The following is a 16,955-nucleotide window of genomic DNA, read 5'->3' as shown; positions in this document are numbered from 1 at the left end:
TGGAACCACCTGATCCCTTCCCGAACTCAGAAGTGAAACGATGCATCGCCGATGGTAGTGTGGGGCTTCCCCATGTGAGAGTAGGTCATCGTCAAGCGCCTAACACCCAGCACCCCCGCTCAGTTCATTCTGGCGGGGGTGTTGTCTTTGGGGCGGGAAAAGTTTGGCCGGGGCGGCAGGGTGCCTGGGCGCTGGGGGCAAATAATCGGCTGGCGGACGCCTGAGGCTAGGTCGCTGAGGTGGCCCTCACCCTAGCCCTCTCCCGGGGGGAGAGGGGACTAGAAGCGGAGTAGCGGAGAGCTTGGCGCAGGCCTGTCAGATGGATGCTGCCTGAAGCTCGTAAAAGCCTAAGAGCCAGGACAGCCCGGCTGCGCCGGGCTGTCGTATTTTGAGCGTAAGAGGCGTAATCGCCCGTGAGGATCAGGTCGTAGGTTGGCGCTGAGTGCAGCGAAGCCCAACGAGGTAGGTCCGCTGCAGGTATCAAGAAAACTGCAGCGGGGCGGTGAGGAGCCGGGGTTGGCTTCGGATGTTGGGCTTCGCTGCGCTCAACCCAACCTACCGCAGTGTTGCAAGAGCAAGAAAAAGCCCGGCAGATGTCGGGCTTTTTGCGTTCAGGGTTTGCGGGCTATCAACGTGGCGCGCAAGGGAGCGGGGAGGCCTTCGACGGTCAGGCGTGGGTCTTGCGGATTCAGGAAATCCGGCAGCGACTGGAAGCCCATCCATTCGGTGGAGCGCTGTTCGTCTACCGTTGTGGGGGTGAGATCCACCAGGCGGATGTCACGATAGCCGGCGCGTTGCAGCCAGAGTTGCAGGGCGGCCGTCGAGGGCAGGAACCAGACGTTGCGCATCTGCGCGTAGCGGTCTTCGGGGACCAGGACGGTAGTGGCATCACCTTCGACGACCAGGGTTTCCAGGACCAGCTCACCGCCGCTGTCGAGGCAGTTCTTCAGATCCAGCAGGTGGTCGATGGGCGAACGACGATGGTAGAGCACGCCCATGGAAAAGACGGTATCGAAACCGCCGTCCAGTACGGGCAGTTCTTCCAGTGTCAGTGGCAGGTGCCAGGTGGGCAGGTCGGGCAGATAGTGGCGCAGGGCCTGGAATTGGCAATGGAACAGCCAATTGGGATCGACACCCAGGACCAGGCTGGCTCCGGCGCCAAGCATGCGCCACTGGTAGTAGCCATTACCGCAGCCGACATCCAGGACGCGCTTGCCCTGCAGATCCAGGTGAGGGGAGACCCTGTCCCACTTCCAGTCGGAGCGCCATTCGGTATCCAGGTGGAGATCGAATAGCTGGAAGGGGCCCTTGCGCCACGGACGCAGTTGCAGCAGTGCCTCGCGCAGGGCCTGGTGCTGCTCCGCGGTAGGAGCGCCGACGAGGCGCACGGCCTCACGCAGTTCGACAGCCGCTACCGCGATTTCGGGGAGCGCATCGACACCCGCTTGCCAGCGCTGCAGATCGCCGTGGCCGCGGGCGTACTTGGCGGCCAGGACGGCTTCGAGGGACTGGGACCAGCTGGCCAGCGGGCTATCCGCCAGCGCTCGCTGCAGGGCTGCGAGGTAGGAAGGCTGGGTCATGGCAGGGCGATCAGGGAGGTGAAGTTGAGGCATTGGAACCAGGGCACGACGGTGGTGAAGCCCGCGGCCTGCAGGCGCGCGCGGTGTTCGTCCAGGGTGTCGGTGAGCATGACGTTTTCCAGGGCGGTGCGCTTCTGGGCGATTTCCAGTTCGCTGTAGCCGTTGGCTCTCTTGAAGTCCAGATGCAGGCCGTTGAGCAGTGCCTGGGTCTCGGTCTCCGGGAAACGGATCTTTTCCGACAGCAGCAGGGCACCGCCGGGCAGCAGGCTGGCGCGCAAACGGCTGAGCAGGCCCAGGCGCTGTTCCGGGGCGATGAATTGCAGGGTGAAGTTGAGAGCGATCACCGAAGCCGGTTCGAGCGGGACCTGGAGGATATCGGCTTCCACCACCTCTACCGGGAGTAACTCCTCGTGCATGGAGTCCTGGGCGCTGAGGTATTCGCAGCAGCGGGTGACCATGGCGGTGGAGTTGTCGATGGCCACCACCCGGGTACCCTCGGCGCGGACATGACGGCGCAGCGCCTGGGTCACGGCGCCCAGGGAGCAGCCGAGGTCGTAGAGGCGGCTATGGGGCTGGGCGAAGCGCGCGGCGATGACGCCGAGATTCTCGACGATGGTGGGATAGCCCGGCACGGATCTCTTGATCATGTCGGGAAAGACGCGCACCACGTCTTCGTTGAAGGTGAAGTCGGCAGGAGGCTGCGGCGACGCGAACAGGCGGTCGGCTTCGCTCATGGGCGGTACCTGGAAAATCGAAAGGGGGCATTGTACCCCCGGCAGGCACCGCTGGACGCGGGCTCAGCGGATTTCGATACGGCAGTCGAAGCGGGCCTGGGGCTCGGCTTCGGCATCCCAGGGCTGGCGGGCCTGGAGTTCGAGATGGGCGCTGCCGGCGCTCTGGGCGCGGAAGCGCCAGAGGGACTGACCGGCGCTGCCGATGCCGCCCTGGTCCTGGCGCTGTTCGCGAAAGACTTCCGGGCCGAGTTGCCTGAGGTTGTCGCTGCGCTGAAGGATGGTCCAGCGATAGCCGCTGGTGGGATCGCTGGGCAGGGTCAGGGTCAGTTCCTGGCCGGTGTGCATGGCCAGCGGGGTGCAGTCGCTGTCGTCACCCAGGATGAGGTTGCCGCTCGGCTGGGTGCTGCTGCAGCCGGCCAGGAGCAGACAGCTGCAGAACAGAAGACGGTTGGACATGGAAACCTCCGGGGTATGACGGCAAAACGCAGAGCATACCCCAAGAGGTCGGACGGTCAGACTAGAAGAGCACCTTGGCGACGTCGGCGAAGCGCTTGGCGAAGTGGACGGTCAGCCCCTCCTTGAGATAGGCGGGCAGCTCTTCGAAATCGCCACGATTGGGCTCTGGCAGGATCAGCTCGCCGATCTTCTGCCGCCGCGCCGCGATGACCTTTTCCCGTACCCCGCCAATGGGCAGCACCTGGCCGGTCAGGGTCAGCTCGCCGGTCATGGCCACGTTCTTCTTGGGCGCCTGGTTGCGCGCCAGCGACAGCAGGGCGGAGGCCATGGTGATGCCGGCGCTGGGACCATCCTTGGGCGTGGCGCCTTCGGGGACGTGCAGGTGGACGAAGGCCTGGTCGAAGAAATTCGGATCGCCCTTGAAGTCCTTGAGATGCGCGGTGACATAGCTGTAGGCGATCTCGGCGGATTCCTTCATGACGTCACCCAGCTTGCCGGTGAGCTTGAAGCCGCGATTCAGGGTATGGATGCGCGTCGCCTCGATCGGCAGGGTGGCGCCGCCCATGCTGGTCCAGGCCAGCCCGGTGATGATGCCGACCCCGGACAGCACCTGTTCCTTGCGGAAGGGCGGCATGCCCAGATAGTCCTCGAGATCCGAGGCACCGATCTTGACCTTGAGCTTGGGATCCTCGATGAGCCGGACCACCGCCTTGCGCACCAGCTTGCGCAGCTGCTTCTCCAGCTGGCGGACGCCGGCTTCGCGGGCATAGCCTTCCACCAGGGCCTTGAGAGCGCTGTCGGTGAGCGTCAGGCGATCCTTGGGCACCCCGGCCTTGTCCAGCTGCTTGGGCCACAGGTGGCGCTTGGCGATGGCCTGCTTCTCTTCTGCGATATAGCCGGAGAGGCGGATGACCTCCATGCGGTCCAGCAGGGGGCCGGGAATGGAGTCCAGGGTGTTGGCGGTGCAGACGAACAGCACCTTGGACAGGTCCAGGCGCAGATCCAGGTAGTGGTCGAGGAAGTCGACGTTCTGCTCCGGATCCAGGGTCTCCAGCAGCGCCGAGGCGGGATCGCCCTGGTAGCTCTGGCCCATCTTGTCGATCTCGTCGAGCATGATGACCGGATTCATCACCTTGACGTCGCGCAGGGCCTGGACGAGCTTGCCGGGCATGGCGCCGATGTAGGTACGGCGGTGGCCCTTGATCTCGGCTTCGTCTCTCATGCCGCCGACGCTGAAGCGATAGAAGGGGCGGCCGAGGGATTCGGCGATGGACTTGCCGATGCTGGTCTTGCCCACCCCGGGCGGACCCACCAGCAGCACGATGGAGCCGGCGACCTCGCCCTTGAAGGCGCCCACCGCGAGAAATTCGAGGATGCGATTCTTGATGTCGTCGAGCCCGGCGTGGTGCCGGTCGAGCACCTTGCGCGCGTGCTTGAGATCGAGCTTGTCCTGGCCGTGGATACCCCAGGGCAGGTCAGTGGCCCAGTCCAGGTAGTTGCGGGTGACGCCGTATTCCGGCGAGCCGGTCTCGAGGATGGACAGCTTGTTCAGCTCGTCGTCGATGCGCTTCTGCGCGGCTTCGGGCAGGCTCTTGCCCTCCAGGCGCTGGCGGAACCCTTCGAGGTCGCTGCTGCGATCGTCCTTGGTGATGCCCAATTCCTGCTGGATCAGCTTGAGCTGCTCCTTGAGGAAGAATTCGCGCTGGCGCTCGTTGATCTTGCGATTGACCTCGGCGGACAGCTCCTTCTGCAGGCGCGCGACCTCGACCTCCTTGCGCAGCAGCGGCAGGACCTTTTCCATGCGCTGCAACATGGGCACGGTATCGAGCACCTGCTGCAGTTCATCGCCCGGCGCGGTGGTGAGGGCGGCGGCGAAGTCGGTGAGCGGCGAGGGGTCGTTGGGGCTGAAGCGATTGAGATAGTTCTTCAGCTCTTCGCTGTACAGCGGGTTGAGCGGCAAGAGTTCTTTGATGGCGTTGATCAGCGCCATGCCGTAGGCCTTCACCTCGTCGCTGGGATCGGGACTGGGGCGCAGGTGCTCGACCTCCACCAGATAGGGCGGACGCTGACGGCGCAGCCAGCCGCGGATGCGCACCCGCGACAGGCCCTGGGCCACGAACTGCAGCTTGCCGTCCTGGCGGGTGGCATGGTGGATGCGCACCAGGGTGCCGTGCTGCGGCAGCTGGTCGGGGTCGAAGCCGTCGGCATCGCCGGGTTGCTGCTCCATGTAGAACAGCGCCAGGCAGTGGTGGTCGGTCTTGGCCACCAGCTCCAGGGTTTCGGCCCAGGGCTCTTCGTTGACGATGACGGGCAGCACCTGCGCCGGGAAGAAGGGCCGGTTGTGAATGGGGATGACGTACAGCTTGTCGGGAAGATTCTGGCCGGGTAGCACCAGACCGGTCTGGCCGGCTTCTTCGCTGAGAATGTCCGCTTGATTGTCCTGATCGCTCATTGGCGTACCTTGGGCTTGGATGTAGGGCCAACATGGGGCGAGGGCGCTGCTTTTTCAACGCAGGTAAAGACCTGTCCTTCTTGACCGCCGGGCACCGCTTGAAGTGCGACGACCGGGGCAACGACTGGCCGTCGCGACGATAAAGATTCCCCCGGGACGGCCGCTAAAGCTGATGTCACGCCGCGAAGCCGGCGAGAGTTTCCAAGGGCGCGCGGTGGAGAACAGCGGGTGAGCAAGCGACATCTAGTAACGGGATTGCTGGTCTTGGGCCTCGGCACCGCGCAGGCGGCGTCGGTCGCCGTGCAGGTCGTCGACAGCCAGGGGGCACCCCTGGCCGATGCGGTGGTGATGCTGTCGGCGCCGGGACTGGTACCCGAGCGGCGGCCCGCGGCCATCGACCAGCAGAATCGGCGCTTCGTCCCCCACGTCCTGGCGGTGGCCACCGGGACGGCGGTAAGCTTTCCCAATACCGACGACATCCGCCATCAGGTCTATTCCTTTTCCAGCCCGAAGCGCTTCGAGCTGCCGCTCTACCACGGGCTTCCCAGCACGCCGGTGGTGTTCGACCAACCGGGCGTGGTGGTGGTGGGCTGCAATATCCACGACTGGATGGTGGGTTATGTCTACGTGACCACCGCCGGGCGCTCCGCGGTGACCGACAGTCAGGGCCAGGCCCGTCTGGAGGCGCCGGACGGTCATTATCAGCTGGCACTGTGGCATCCCGACCTCAGCGACAAGCAGGAGGTCGCCCAGCCTGCGCTGGACGTGGCGGGCAAGCCGGTGACCCTGAAACTCCAGCTGGCGGTTCAGCCGAAGCCGCAGCCCGCGGAGCCGGCGAGCTCGGCTTTCGAGGATGCCTTCCACAAGGCTACGCACGATGAAGCTCATCCATAGTTTCCAGACCCGCATCGCCGGCAGTCTCTTCCTGCTGATGCTGGTGGTCATCACCCTGGTCTATCTGACGGTCAAGGCCGCCACCGAGGCCAGTGCGGTGCGCCAGTCCTATGACCAGCTCGACACCGGAGCGCGGGTCTTTCGCCAGGTGCTGGACGGGCGCTGCCGCCGGCTGAACGATGCCGTGCGGGTGCTCGCCGCCGATTTCGGCTTTCGCGATGCCGTGGCCAGTGGCGATGTGCCGACGCTGAGGTCGGTACTGGCCAACCATGGTGCCCGGGTGGGCGCGGGCGATACCTATCTGCTGGACCTGGACGGCCGGCTGATCGCCAGCACCGTGGCGGCGCACAGCGAAGGCGAGCGTCTGCCCGTCGCGGTGGCCTCGGGCAATGACGGTAGCTGTGTGCTGGCGGGTACCGGCCTGCCGCAATTGCGGGTCACGGTGCCGGTCCGTGCCCCTGTGCCCATCGCCCAGGTGGTGATGAGTTTCGCCATGGATCAGGCCATGGCCGAAGAATTTCGCTCGCTGATCAATCTGGACGTGGTGTTTCTCGGTGAAGCCGCGCTGATGGCCAGTACCCTGCCGGAGGAGCAGGGACAGCTGCTGCTGCCTGAGCTGGCGAACGCGCCCCGGGGCAGCGATAGCTGGCAGCTGACCCTGGGTGAGCTCCGTTATCAGGTCAAGCGGCTGACCCTCGGCACCGCCGACCATCCGGTACAGGTCTATCTGCTGCGTTCGCTCGATCTGGCCATGGCCGAGTTCGAACCCCTGCTCAGGCAACTGGCGCTGATCGCCGGCGGTGCCCTGCTGGCGGCCCTGCTGGGCGCATTGTGGCTGGCACGCAACCTGGCCCAGCCGTTGCGGCAGCTGTCGGTGATGTCCTGGCGGATCGGCCAGGGGGACTACGGGGTCAAGATGGAAGTCCAGCGCCGGGACGAATTCGGCCGCTTGGCGCAGGTGCTCGAAGAGATGCGCCAGGGCATCGCCGAGCGCGAGCAGCGGCTCAATCACAATGCCTTGCATGATGCCCTGACCGGCCTGCCCAACCGCATCCTGGCCGAGGAGCGCCTGCGAGTCTTCATGGCGACCCAGCCCCAGGTATCGCTGCTATACCTGGGGCTGGATGGCTTCCAGGCGATCAATGAAAGCGCCGGGGTCGCCGGGGGCGATCGGATGCTCAAGATGGTGGCCGAGCGAGCGCAGGTGCTGCTGGCCGGCCGTGGCTGCGTGTCGCGACCGGTGGGCGATGAGTTTCTCGTGCAGTTCTGCCGTGTCGGTCTGGAAGGTGCCGTGGGCCTCGCCGAGCAGCTGCGTCTGTCGCTGGCCGAACCCATCGAGTGGGAAGGTCAGCTGTATCGTCTCAGTTGCCGCATCGGCGTCGTCGAGTATCCGCGCCACGGCAACGATCCGACCCAGCTGATCGAGCGCGCGCGCAGCGCCATGCTCGATGCCGGACAGTTGCCGGATCGTCTGCGGGTCTATGATGAAGGACGGGATGCGGCCCAGCAGCGGCGTCTGCAACTGGTCCACGATCTGCCGCTGGCGGGCGAGCGGGGTGAATTGATGCTGGTGTTCCAACCCAAGGTGGCCCTGCAGGGCAGCGGGCCGCACCAGGCCGAGGTGCTGCTGCGCTGGCGCCACGCCGAACTGGGCATGGTCTCGCCGGGTGAATTCATTCCCCTGGCCGAGCGCAGTGGCAGCATGGCCGGACTCACCCGCTGGGTGATCCAGGCGGCGATCCGGCAACTGGCGCTCTGGCAGACCCAGGGCCGAGAGGTCAAGGTGTCGCTGAACGTCTCGGCGGTCGACCTGGCCGATGCCCGACTGCCCGAGCGGGTGATGGGCTGGCTGGATGACGCCGGCGTCTCGGCGCGGCAACTGACCTTCGAGATCACCGAGAGCGCCATCATGGCCGATCCGGAAGCGGCCATCGCACTGCTGACCCGGCTCTCCGTGCTGGGCATCCGGTTGTCGGTGGACGACTACGGTACCGGCCAGGCTTCCCTGGCGCACCTGAAGCGGCTGCCGGTGGACGAATTGAAGATCGACCAGTCCTTCGTGAAGGAGCTGGCACCGGGCAACGATGACGCCGTCATCGTCCGCTCGACCATCGAGATGGGCCACAACCTGGGTCTGGAGGTGGTCGCCGAAGGGGTCGAGGAAGCCCGGGCCCTGGCACTGTTGCGCAGCTGGGGCTGCGATGTGATCCAGGGGTACTACATCAGCCGCCCGGTACCGGCCGCGGAATTCGAGGCCTGGATGGAACGGCAGAGCCAGCCGGTGCTGGAGGCGCTGTCATGAAGCGTGGCTGGCTGCTGGCGGGGTTGCTGCTGGCGACCGGGGTGCAGGCCGACGGCGGCAAGCTGCTGGCCACCGGCGGCGCCAGCAGTCTGGAAGGCGCGGCGGGCGGTGGTATCACGCCCTGGGCGGTGATCGGCGGCTATGGCGAAAGCGGCCAGCCCGGCGCCACCGCCTTCGCCACCCGGGTGTGGACCGGTGACTACCGGCTCGATGCCACCGGTGTCGCGGCGGCCTACGACAATCGGTTGGAAGTCTCCTATGCCCGCCAGCGCCTGGACATGCCGACCCTGCGGCGGTTGATGAAGCTCGAGGAAGACAGCCTCAGCCAGGACATCGTCGGCGCCAAGGTGCGCCTGGCAGGCGACCTGATCTACGATCGGCTGCCGCAGATAGCGGTGGGTGTGCAGTACAAGCATCAACGGGATTTCGGTATTCCCGCTGCCGTGGGGGCGCGGCGCGACAGCGATGTCGAGGGCTACCTGGGCGCCAGTCGGCTGTTTCTAGGCGGCGCCTTCGGTTACAACCTGCTGATCAACGTCGGTCTCAGGTACAGCCGCGCCAACGAGATGGGGCTGCTGGGCTTCGGTGGCGATCGCAACGACAGCCGTCAATGGCTCAAGGAAGGCTCGGCGGCGGTGTTCTTCAATCCCCAGTGGGCGGTGGGCATGGAGTATCGCGAGAAGCCGCAGAATCTGTCCTTTACCCGGGAAAGCGACTGGGTGGATACCTTCGTCGGCTATTTCCCCAACAAGCACCTGTCGCTGGTACTGGCCTATGCCTGGCTGGGCGAGATCGCCACCCTGGACGATCAGCAGGGCCTCTACCTGTCGCTGCAGGGGAGCTACTGATGCCGGCGAAGCCACTGGCGCTGGCGGCGCTGCTGCTGATGCTGGGTTGCACGCCCCAGCCGCCGGCGGGCGACCGGCTCTATCTGGAGCTGGGTGGCCAGCCCGGCATCACCCGGATCGTCGAGGGCATGCTGCTCAACGTGGCGCGTGACGGGCGGATCCGGCACTACTTCGCCAATGTCGACATCGCGCGGCTGCGCAAGCTGCTCATCCAGAAATTCTGTGCCGATGCGGGCGGTCCCTGTCGTTATGAAGGGGCGAGCATGGCGGAAAGTCATCGCGGTCTGAATCTGCAACCCGCCGACTTCAATGCCCTGGTGGAAGACCTGCAACTGGCCATGCAACGCGAGGGCGTCCCGGAGCGAGCGCAGAATGCCCTGCTGGCGCGACTGGCGCCGCAACGCGGCCAGGTGATCCGCCAGTAGCCTGCCGGCTGTCGCTGGTTTCGAACCTCATCCGCGCCAGATCCTCCCTAGGCAAGACGCCTACGAGAGAGATGACGCTTGAGCAAGACGACTTCTGCGGCCGATCTCGGCCTGACCCTGGCGCTGGATGACGAGCCGGCGCTGTTCGGCTGGTTCCTGGCGAGCTACCTGTTCGGCAAGCGCATCTCCCGGACTATCGCCGCCCAGGCCTGGACGGTGCTCTACCGCACCAATGGCCGCGACACGCCGCGCAAACTGCTCAATCTGAGCCGGCAGCAACTGGTCAACTACCTGGGCGAAGGTCACTACCGGCGTTATGACGAGAGCACGGCCACGCGCCTGCTGGAGGTCTGTCGCCATCTGCAGGAGGACTATGGCGGCAGCTTCCTCAAGCTACGTGACACCAGCGCCGATCGTGCGGATTTCGAGCGCCGCCTGCAGACCCTGAGGGGGGTGGGCCCCAAGACCTGCGAGATCTTCATGCGCGAGGCCGGCCCCTTGCTGTTTCCCGGCTGAACGAACACCGCCGGCACGGGGCCGGCGGTGTTCGTGACAGTCGGCGGGCCGTTATTTGCCCAGATCCGCCTTGAGACGGCTGCCGGCATAGGCCTGGGCGTCCTTGGCCTTCTGCACCACCGCAGCGGTGCCGAAGAACTCGTGGGTCACGCCCGGATAGACCTTGCGCTCCACCTGGACGCCGGCCTGGCGCAGGGCGGTCTCCAGGAAGCCACCGTCGTCACGCAGGGGATCGATCTCGGCATTGACGATGGTCACCGGCGGCAGGCCGGCGAGATCGGCGCGAGTCAGGTCCAGGCGCGGATCCTTGAGATCGGCGGGCGTACGGGTCACCTGTTCGACGAACCACAGCATCATCGGCCGATTGAGCGGCTTGGCGTCGGCATACTGCTCGTAGGACGAGGTATGGGTGTTGGTCTGGGCCACCGGATAGACCGACAGCACGTGCTTGGGCGCGGTGAGACCGGCCTTGCGGGCGGCTACGGCGGTCGCCACCGCCAGGTTGCCCCCGGCGCTCTCACCGGCCAGGGCCAGCCGCTGGGAATCGCCGTTGAGCGAGCCGGCGTGGGTGGTCACCCAGCGATAGGCCGCCAGGGCGTCATCATGGGCAGCGGGAAACTTGTATTCGGGCGCCTGGCGATAGTCCACCGAGACCACGATGGCATTGGCCTGCTTGGCCAGGCCGCGGGCGCCACCGTCGTAGACGTTGCGATCGGCGAACACCCAGCCGCCGCCGTGGAAGTAGAGGATGACCGGGAAGGGACCCTGGCCCTCGGGGGTGTAGATGCGGGCGGGCAGCACGCCAGCGGCACCGTCCACGGCGCGGTCGACGCTGGTCACGCCGGGTACCAGCGCCTCGGGCTGGGTGGGGCGACCCTCGTCCTGCAGGACACCCTTGACCGCATCGGCGATGGTAGGCTGTTGGCGGGCCTGCTGAGCGGTGAGTTTTTCCACGGCCTTGGGATCGAAGCTGGCGTATTTGTTCAGCACCTTCTGCATGTCGGCATCGGTGCGCGCCATGCTCTTGGCATTGCTGATCGCCTCGGCACCCAGAGAACGTTTTTCCGGATCGCGGGCGCAGCCGGTCAGGGCCAGACCGGCGCCAACCAGGGCCAGGGCGAGGAGAGTGGGTTTGCTACGCAAGACGGACAGCGGCATGGCGGAAATCCTGTGCGAATTCAGAGGGCTTACCTGCAAACCGACATGCTTATCGCGCGAGAGGTTCCGGCGGACCGCTGGCAGGTACCTGGCGATCGGCCTGCTAGGGCTGCTGGGTAGCCAGGCCGTCGCCGAGCCGGCGGCCTACTGGCGCTGGCGCAGCAACACCGATGGTCAGGACTTCTGTACCCAGACGCCGCCGGGGCCGGGTTGGGTCCGGGTCGCAGGGCCCTTTCGCGATCTGCAGTGTCGCGAGGCGGGCAGTCTGCCCCTGCGCCGCTGGGCCGCGCCGCCGCAACAGTCCCGCTAGTTCGAGGTTTCCGCCGCCTTGAGCAGCGAGGCGCCGAGCTCGCCTTCGTAACGCTGCCACACCGGGCGCATGGCGTCCCGCCAGCGCGCCCGTTGTTCGGGAGTGAGGGTGATGATCTCGCTGCCACCCGCGGCGGCGATGCGCGCCCGATCACGCTGGTTTTCCGCCTCGGATTGCTTCTTCACCTCGAAGGTCACCTGGTCGATGATCTCTTCCAGGGTGCTGCGTACGGCGAAGGGCAGGGTGCGCCAGCGATCCGCCTTGACGATCAGCATGTAGTCCAAAGCGCCGTGGTTGCTCTCGGTGAAATAGCGCTGCTGCTGGTCGAGGCGCTGGCTCCAGTAATTGGACCAGGTGTTCTCGGTGGCATTGACGGTGCCCGTGGTGAGCCCCTGCAAGGTCTGGTTGAAGGGCAGCCTGACCGCCGTGGCGCCCAGGGCCTCGAACTGGCTCTGCAGGACGTCGGAATTCTGGATGCGGAATACCAGTCCCTTGGCATCGCCGGGTTCGCGCAGGGGCTTGCGCGCCGACAGCTGCTTGAGGCCGTTGGGCCAGTAGGCCAGGCCGATGACCCCGGCCGGCTCCAGGCTCTGCAGCAGCTGGCGACCGCTGGGCCGGGCCTGGAAGTGATCGAGCGCCGCGCGACTCTCGAACAGAAAGGGCAGGTCGAACAGCTTGAGTTTGGGACTGAGTTCGGTGAGCTTGCTGATCGCCGGCGCCAGGATGTCGACCTTGCCGTCCTGCAGCGCCTGGAGTTCGTTGGCATCGGTAAAGGCCGTGCCGCTGGGCAGCACCTCCACCTGGACCTGCCCGGCGAGGCGCTGCGCCACCAGCTGCTGGAACAGCTGAGCGCCCTTGCCCTTGGGGGTCTCCGGTGCCACCACATGGGAAAACCTCAGAGTAATGACGTCAGCGTAGCTGGATGTCACGGGCAGGGCAGCGGAGAGCAGGGCGCAAAGGCCCAGGATCGACGACTTCATGGCAGGTCCTGGTGATTTTTCTTGGAATCCTTATAGGCGTACTTTACCAGTGCGACGTCAGGTCGCAGGGCCTGTGGGAAGACGTTGGCTGCCGTTTGGCGGATGACCGGGAGAATCGGCGTCGCGCTAGCGTTCTAACGACCACATCCAAGAGAAGGAAGCGCCCATGAATACCGCTCAAACCGTTCGTTTGCCCGATGGCACTACCGTTCCGGCGCTGGGCCAGGGTACCTGGCGCATGGGCGAGAACGCGGATCTGCATCGCCAGGAGGTCAGCGCCCTGCGCCAGGGCCTGGACCTGGGACTCACCCTGATCGACACCGCCGAGATGTATGGCGAAGGCCGCGCCGAGGAACTGGTGGGCGAGGCCATCGCCGGGCGGCGGGACGAAGTCTTCCTGGTGAGCAAGTTCTATCCGAAGAACGCCACCGAAGCCGGCGTACCCCTGGCCTGCGAACGCAGCCTCAAGCGCCTGGGCACCGATGTCATCGACCTCTATCTGCTGCACTGGCGCGGCCAGGTGCCGCTGATCGAGACGGTCATGGCGCTGGAGAAGCTGCGCGACGAAGGCAAGATCCGCCACTGGGGCGTTTCCAACCTCGACACCAGCGACATGCTGGAATTGAACGATGATCGCTGCAGCGCCAATCAGGTGCTCTACAACCTGGAACAGCGTGGCATCGAGCATGACCTGCTGCCCTGGTGCCAGCGTCAGCAGATGCCGCTGATGGCCTACTGTCCGCTGGGGCAGGGCGGGGATCTGTTGCGCCACCCGGCCCTGGCTACCCTGGCCGAACGGCATCAGGCCACCCCGGCGCAGATCGCCCTGGCCTGGGTGCTGCGTCAACCGGGCGTGATCGCCATTCCCAAGGCCGGCGATGCCGGACATCTGGAAGAGAATGCGCGGGCCTTGGATCTGCGCCTGAGCGAAGAGGACTTCGCCCTGCTCGACGGCGCCTTTCCGCCGCCGCAAGCCAAGAGCCCGCTGGCGATCATCTAGCTGCCGCGAATCAGCCGGCGCAGGGGAAAACGACTGGGGTGGCAGGCTTCGGCCACCCGCCGCGCCACTGGCAGGGGCTCGTCTTCCAGCCAGGCCGCCAGCAGTTCGGCGGCCAGCGGGGTGGTGACCAGGCCACGGGAGCCATGGGCCAGATTGACATAGAGTCCCTCGCGCCAGGGCGCCGCCTGCGCGGGTACCTGGCGGGCGTCATAGGCCAGTGCCTGATAACGCTGGGCGAAGAGGTCTTCGTCCACCACCGGGCCGACCAGGGGCAGGTAATCCGGCGAGGTGCAGCGGAAAGCCACGCGACCTTCCAGTTTCTCGGCCTCATAGCCTGCCGCTAACGCGGGCGACAATTCGGCGAGCAGGTGCAGGTTGCTCTGGTGTTCCGCCTGGCTGGGTTCGGTATCGTCCCGGTCGAACACGAAGCTGGCGCCCAGGCAGTGCCGACCTTCCCGCGCCGGGGCGAGATAGCCTTCGCCGCAGACCACGGTGGCCAGCGTCTGGCTGTCCGGGGTTTCCGGCAACGCGGACAATTGCCCGCGGATCGCCTTCAGCGGCAGGCCGGGCAGCAGCGTGCGGGCCTGGGCGGCGCTGGCCACCACGACCACCGTCGCCGTCAGCGGCTCGCCGTGGGTGCTGGCCTGCCAGCCGTGCTCGGTCTGCTGCAGGGCGGTCACCTCGGTATGGGTGACCAGCTCGATAGCGGGATGAGCCAGCCAGTGCGCGCACAGCGCTGGCGGATGCACCCAGCCCCCTTCCGGAAAGAACAGGCCACCCGCCGTGAGACCGATTCCGGCCCTGTCGCTGGCGGCGTCGCTGTCCAGCGGCTGCAGCAGATCGGCGGGGAAATGCGCGGCCAGTTGCGCCTGCCGCTGGGCGTCCTTGTCCGTCAGCGCCAGTTGCAGCACTCCGCAGGGTGACCAGGCCGCGCCCGGTGGCAGGGCCTGCAATTCGCGCAGGGTCAGGCCGAAGCCATCGAGGATCAGCCGACTGAGCGGGGTGTCATGGGCCGACAGCTTGAGATAGAGCACGCCCTGGGGATTGCCTGAGGCTTCCTGGGCGGGCGCTCCGTGGCGCTCGACGACCCGGACCTGCCAGCCGCGGCGGGCCAGGCTGGCGGCAGTGGCGCAACCGGCCAGGCCTGCGCCTATGACCAGCGCGGTGCGCGGGCCCTGGGGGCGCGGTGGGCGGGCATACCAGGGCACGAGGGCAGGGGCGACGGGGCGTTCCAGCTTGCCGGCCAGCATTTCCCGCTTGTGGCCAAAGCCGGGCACCTTGGCCATGGCGAAGCCGGCCTCGTTCAGGCCGCGGCGGACGAAGCCGGCGCAGGTAAAGGTCGCCAGGGTGGTGCCGGCATGGGACAGCCGCGCCAGTTCGGCGAACAGCGCGGGCGTCCACATCTCGGGATTCTTGGCCGGGGCGAAGCCGTCCAGGAACCAGGCATCGCACCGGGCATCCAGTTCGGGCAGGCGCTCCAGCACATCGCCGACCAGCAGGGTCAGGGTGATGCGCCCGTCGCCCAGGATCAGCCGCTGGAAGCCAGGATGGATCGCCTGGTACTGCCGCTGCAGCGCCGCGCTGTAGGTGGCCAGTTCCGGCCAGAGGGTGAGCGCCTGGGCGAGATCGGCGGCGGTCAGCGGAAAGCGCTCGACGCTGACGAAATGCAGGCGCGCATCCTTTGGTGCCAGGGCGTCGAAGAGTTGCCAGGCGCAGAGGAAATTGAGGCCGGTGCCGAAGCCCGTCTCGCCGATGGTGAAGACCTCGCCCGGCGCCAGCGCGGCGAAGCGTTCGGCCAGGCGATTCTGCTGCAGGAAGACGTAGCGCGTCTCTTCCAGACCGCTGGCGCGGGAAAAGTAGACGTCGCCATAGGTGCGGGAGAGGGGTTGCCCGGAGGCATCCCAGTCGAGCTGGGCGTGCTGGAAATCGGTCATGAGCGGCGCGGCCTGGAGTTCAGGGCGCGCAGTCTAAAGGATCGAGCGCAGGCGGTCAGACGTTGCTGACGGATTGGCGCATCAGCCCCTGCGAGGTCTGCAGCCGCTCGACATAGCGATCGATCTGGTTGAGGGCTTCTTCGCGGCTGAAGAAGGGGCCTTCCAGGGTACCCTCGCGGGTGGTGAAGAAGAACTGACCGTTGACCACGCTGACGCGCTCGCTACGGAAATGGGTGCTGGCACCGGGGTCGTCATTGCGTTTGCCGAACATGAGAATCTCCTCCTCGTCTTGCCAACAGACCATGCCGAGCGCTGCGGGTTGCCCCGCTCGGCCAAATGGCGGTCCGTCGATCTTCCTTAGGTGTAGCACCCTAGCGGCCGCTGCGCCTGGGTGGAAAAAGCGCGACGAAATTGTGAGGGTGATCACGCGGCACAGGGCGTAGCCGCCGGACGATGGCCCTGGACGGGTCGTCTTTCGCGTTATAACCACAGCGTGATCCGATCTTTCCCGCCCGCTCGGGTGGGCGGCATAGTGCCGCTATCCCTACCTGCATCAGGAGAACTGCCAATGACCATCCGTCTGGGCGACATCGCCCCCGATTTCGAACAGGATTCCAGCCTGGGTCGCATCCGCTTCCACGAGTGGCTGGGCGACAGCTGGGGCGTGCTCTTCTCCCATCCGGCCGACTTTACCCCGGTCTGCACCACCGAACTGGGCCTCACCGCCAAGCTCAAGGATGAATTCGCCAAGCGCGACGTCAAGGTGATCGCCCTCTCGGTGGACGGCCTGGAATCGCACCAGAGCTGGATCAAGGACATCGAGGAAACCCAGGCCACCGCCGTGGGCTTTCCGATCCTGGCCGACGCCGATCGCAGTGTCTCGACCCTCTACGACATGATCCACCCCAATGCCAACGACACCCTCACGGTGCGCTCGCTGTTCGTCATCGATCCGCAAAAGAAGGTGCGGCTGTCGATCACCTATCCGGCCAGCACCGGACGCAACTTCGACGAGATCCTGCGGGTGATCGATTCCCTGCAGCTCACCGACCACCACAAGGTGGCGACCCCGGGCAACTGGAAGGATGGCGATGACGTGGTCATCGTGCCGTCGCTCAAGGACGAAGAAGAACTCAAGCGCCGTTTCCCCAAGGGCTACACCGCGGTGAAGCCCTATCTGCGCCTGACCCCGCAGCCCAATCGCTGACACCTCCGGTGACAAGAAAACCCCGGCTCCGGCCGGGGTTTTGTTTTCTGGTTATAACCAAGTGCCTAAAGGATATTTTTAGGGAATAAGAACCCCTTGCTAAGGTCCGCTCATTCCTTTTTGAGCGGCGCGACACCGCTCTTTTTTATCCTGGAGGCG

The 16,955-nt window shown here is 66.0% G+C and carries 15 protein-coding genes and 1 rRNA gene; 8 read left to right on the top strand and 8 right to left on the bottom strand.

Going from position 1 to position 16,955, the window contains the following annotated elements:
• Positions 1-97 (top strand): 5S ribosomal RNA (rrf, locus tag CFE50_RS22150); the annotation flags it as partial.
• Between the two features lie 514 nt (positions 98-611).
• On the opposite strand, the gene cmoB is transcribed toward rrf, so the two are convergent.
• From cmoB to lon, 4 genes are all read right to left on the bottom strand, one after another.
• Entirely contained in the window at positions 612-1,580 is a 969-nt protein-coding gene (cmoB, locus tag CFE50_RS22145) for a tRNA 5-methoxyuridine(34)/uridine 5-oxyacetic acid(34) synthase CmoB (protein ID WP_286737244.1), read from the bottom strand.
• Entirely contained in the window at positions 1,577-2,314 is a 738-nt protein-coding gene (cmoA, locus tag CFE50_RS22140; protein ID WP_286737243.1) for a carboxy-S-adenosyl-L-methionine synthase CmoA, read from the bottom strand. Before cmoA ends, cmoB begins: the two co-directional genes overlap by 4 nt.
• Positions 2,315-2,377: 63 nt before the next feature.
• Positions 2,378-2,770 (bottom strand): protease inhibitor I42 family protein, encoded by a 393-nt coding sequence (locus tag CFE50_RS22135; protein ID WP_286737242.1) that lies wholly within the window; start codon positions 2,768-2,770, stop codon positions 2,378-2,380.
• Between the two features lie 61 nt (positions 2,771-2,831).
• Complete coding sequence (lon, locus tag CFE50_RS22130; protein WP_286737241.1) at positions 2,832-5,222, bottom strand: endopeptidase La; 2,391 nt, start codon at positions 5,220-5,222, stop codon at positions 2,832-2,834.
• 228 nt (positions 5,223-5,450) lie between these two features.
• Between lon and CFE50_RS22125 the strand changes: the two genes are divergently transcribed.
• From CFE50_RS22125 to CFE50_RS22105, 5 genes are all read left to right on the top strand, one after another.
• Positions 5,451-6,116, top strand: a complete 666-nt coding sequence (locus tag CFE50_RS22125; RefSeq protein WP_286737240.1) for a methylamine utilization protein — start codon at positions 5,451-5,453, stop codon at positions 6,114-6,116.
• Entirely contained in the window at positions 6,100-8,418 is a 2,319-nt protein-coding gene (locus CFE50_RS22120) for a putative bifunctional diguanylate cyclase/phosphodiesterase (RefSeq protein ID WP_286737239.1), read from the top strand. The genes CFE50_RS22125 and CFE50_RS22120 overlap by 17 nt, the downstream gene beginning before the upstream one ends.
• Positions 8,415-9,266: a DUF3034 family protein gene (locus CFE50_RS22115; protein WP_286737238.1), complete on the top strand. Its 852-nt coding sequence runs from the start codon at positions 8,415-8,417 to the stop codon at positions 9,264-9,266. The genes CFE50_RS22120 and CFE50_RS22115 overlap by 4 nt, the downstream gene beginning before the upstream one ends.
• Entirely contained in the window at positions 9,266-9,691 is a 426-nt protein-coding gene (locus CFE50_RS22110) for a group I truncated hemoglobin (RefSeq protein WP_286737237.1), read from the top strand. The genes CFE50_RS22115 and CFE50_RS22110 overlap by 1 nt, the downstream gene beginning before the upstream one ends.
• 78 nt (positions 9,692-9,769) lie before the next feature.
• Complete coding sequence (locus CFE50_RS22105; protein WP_286737236.1) at positions 9,770-10,207, top strand: HhH-GDP family DNA glycosylase; 438 nt, start codon at positions 9,770-9,772, stop codon at positions 10,205-10,207.
• A gap of 51 nt (positions 10,208-10,258) precedes the next feature.
• On the opposite strand, the gene CFE50_RS22100 is transcribed toward CFE50_RS22105, so the two are convergent.
• Entirely contained in the window at positions 10,259-11,365 is a 1,107-nt protein-coding gene (locus CFE50_RS22100) for an alpha/beta hydrolase (protein ID WP_286737235.1), read from the bottom strand.
• Between the two features lie 306 nt (positions 11,366-11,671).
• Positions 11,672-12,655, bottom strand: coding sequence for a DctP family TRAP transporter solute-binding subunit (locus CFE50_RS22095; protein WP_286737234.1), 984 nt, complete (start codon positions 12,653-12,655; stop codon positions 11,672-11,674).
• Positions 12,656-12,821: 166 nt separating this feature from the next.
• Between CFE50_RS22095 and CFE50_RS22090 the strand changes: the two genes are divergently transcribed.
• The gene (locus CFE50_RS22090; protein WP_007163021.1) at positions 12,822-13,655 is read left to right on the top strand and encodes an aldo/keto reductase; all 834 of its coding nucleotides are present in this window, start codon (positions 12,822-12,824) and stop codon (positions 13,653-13,655) included.
• On the opposite strand, the gene mnmC is transcribed toward CFE50_RS22090, so the two are convergent.
• Together mnmC and CFE50_RS22080 are read right to left on the bottom strand one after the other, a co-directional pair.
• Entirely contained in the window at positions 13,652-15,589 is a 1,938-nt protein-coding gene (gene mnmC / locus CFE50_RS22085) for a bifunctional tRNA (5-methylaminomethyl-2-thiouridine)(34)-methyltransferase MnmC2/FAD-dependent 5-carboxymethylaminomethyl-2-thiouridine(34) oxidoreductase MnmC1 (RefSeq protein ID WP_286737233.1), read from the bottom strand. The genes CFE50_RS22090 and mnmC overlap by 4 nt on opposite strands.
• 55 nt (positions 15,590-15,644) lie before the next feature.
• Complete coding sequence (locus CFE50_RS22080) at positions 15,645-15,860, bottom strand: DUF6316 family protein (RefSeq protein WP_132831703.1); 216 nt, start codon at positions 15,858-15,860, stop codon at positions 15,645-15,647.
• 297 nt (positions 15,861-16,157) lie between these two features.
• Here CFE50_RS22080 and CFE50_RS22075 point away from each other — a divergent pair, with 297 nt between their 5' ends.
• Positions 16,158-16,796 carry a peroxiredoxin gene (locus CFE50_RS22075; RefSeq protein ID WP_286737232.1) on the top strand — a complete coding sequence of 213 codons (639 nt, stop codon included), beginning with the start codon at positions 16,158-16,160 and terminating at the stop codon, positions 16,794-16,796.
• Positions 16,797-16,955: the final 159 nt, after the last annotated feature.

This window comes from Pseudomonas sp. PGPPP4 (genome assembly GCF_002256045.1).
Classification (GTDB): Bacteria; Pseudomonadota; Gammaproteobacteria; order Pseudomonadales; family Pseudomonadaceae; genus Chryseomonas; species Chryseomonas oryzihabitans.
This window is presented reverse-complemented; position numbering and strand designations above follow the sequence as displayed.

Coding starts and splice junctions, on each gene's coding strand:
- cmoB (WP_286737244.1), bottom strand. CDS start 1,580: ATGACCCAGCCTTCCTACCTCGCAGCCCTGCAGCGAGCGCTGGCGGAT.
- cmoA (WP_286737243.1), bottom strand. CDS start 2,314: ATGAGCGAAGCCGACCGCCTGTTCGCGTCGCCGCAGCCTCCTGCCGAC.
- CFE50_RS22135 (WP_286737242.1), bottom strand. CDS start 2,770: ATGTCCAACCGTCTTCTGTTCTGCAGCTGTCTGCTCCTGGCCGGCTGC.
- lon (WP_286737241.1), bottom strand. CDS start 5,222: ATGAGCGATCAGGACAATCAAGCGGACATTCTCAGCGAAGAAGCCGGC.
- CFE50_RS22120 (WP_286737239.1), top strand. CDS start 6,100: ATGAAGCTCATCCATAGTTTCCAGACCCGCATCGCCGGCAGTCTCTTC.
- CFE50_RS22115 (WP_286737238.1), top strand. CDS start 8,415: ATGAAGCGTGGCTGGCTGCTGGCGGGGTTGCTGCTGGCGACCGGGGTG.
- CFE50_RS22110 (WP_286737237.1), top strand. CDS start 9,266: ATGCCGGCGAAGCCACTGGCGCTGGCGGCGCTGCTGCTGATGCTGGGT.
- CFE50_RS22100 (WP_286737235.1), bottom strand. CDS start 11,365: ATGCCGCTGTCCGTCTTGCGTAGCAAACCCACTCTCCTCGCCCTGGCC.
- CFE50_RS22095 (WP_286737234.1), bottom strand. CDS start 12,655: ATGAAGTCGTCGATCCTGGGCCTTTGCGCCCTGCTCTCCGCTGCCCTG.
- CFE50_RS22090 (WP_007163021.1), top strand. CDS start 12,822: ATGAATACCGCTCAAACCGTTCGTTTGCCCGATGGCACTACCGTTCCG.
- mnmC (WP_286737233.1), bottom strand. CDS start 15,589: ATGACCGATTTCCAGCACGCCCAGCTCGACTGGGATGCCTCCGGGCAA.
- CFE50_RS22080 (WP_132831703.1), bottom strand. CDS start 15,860: ATGTTCGGCAAACGCAATGACGACCCCGGTGCCAGCACCCATTTCCGT.
- CFE50_RS22075 (WP_286737232.1), top strand. CDS start 16,158: ATGACCATCCGTCTGGGCGACATCGCCCCCGATTTCGAACAGGATTCC.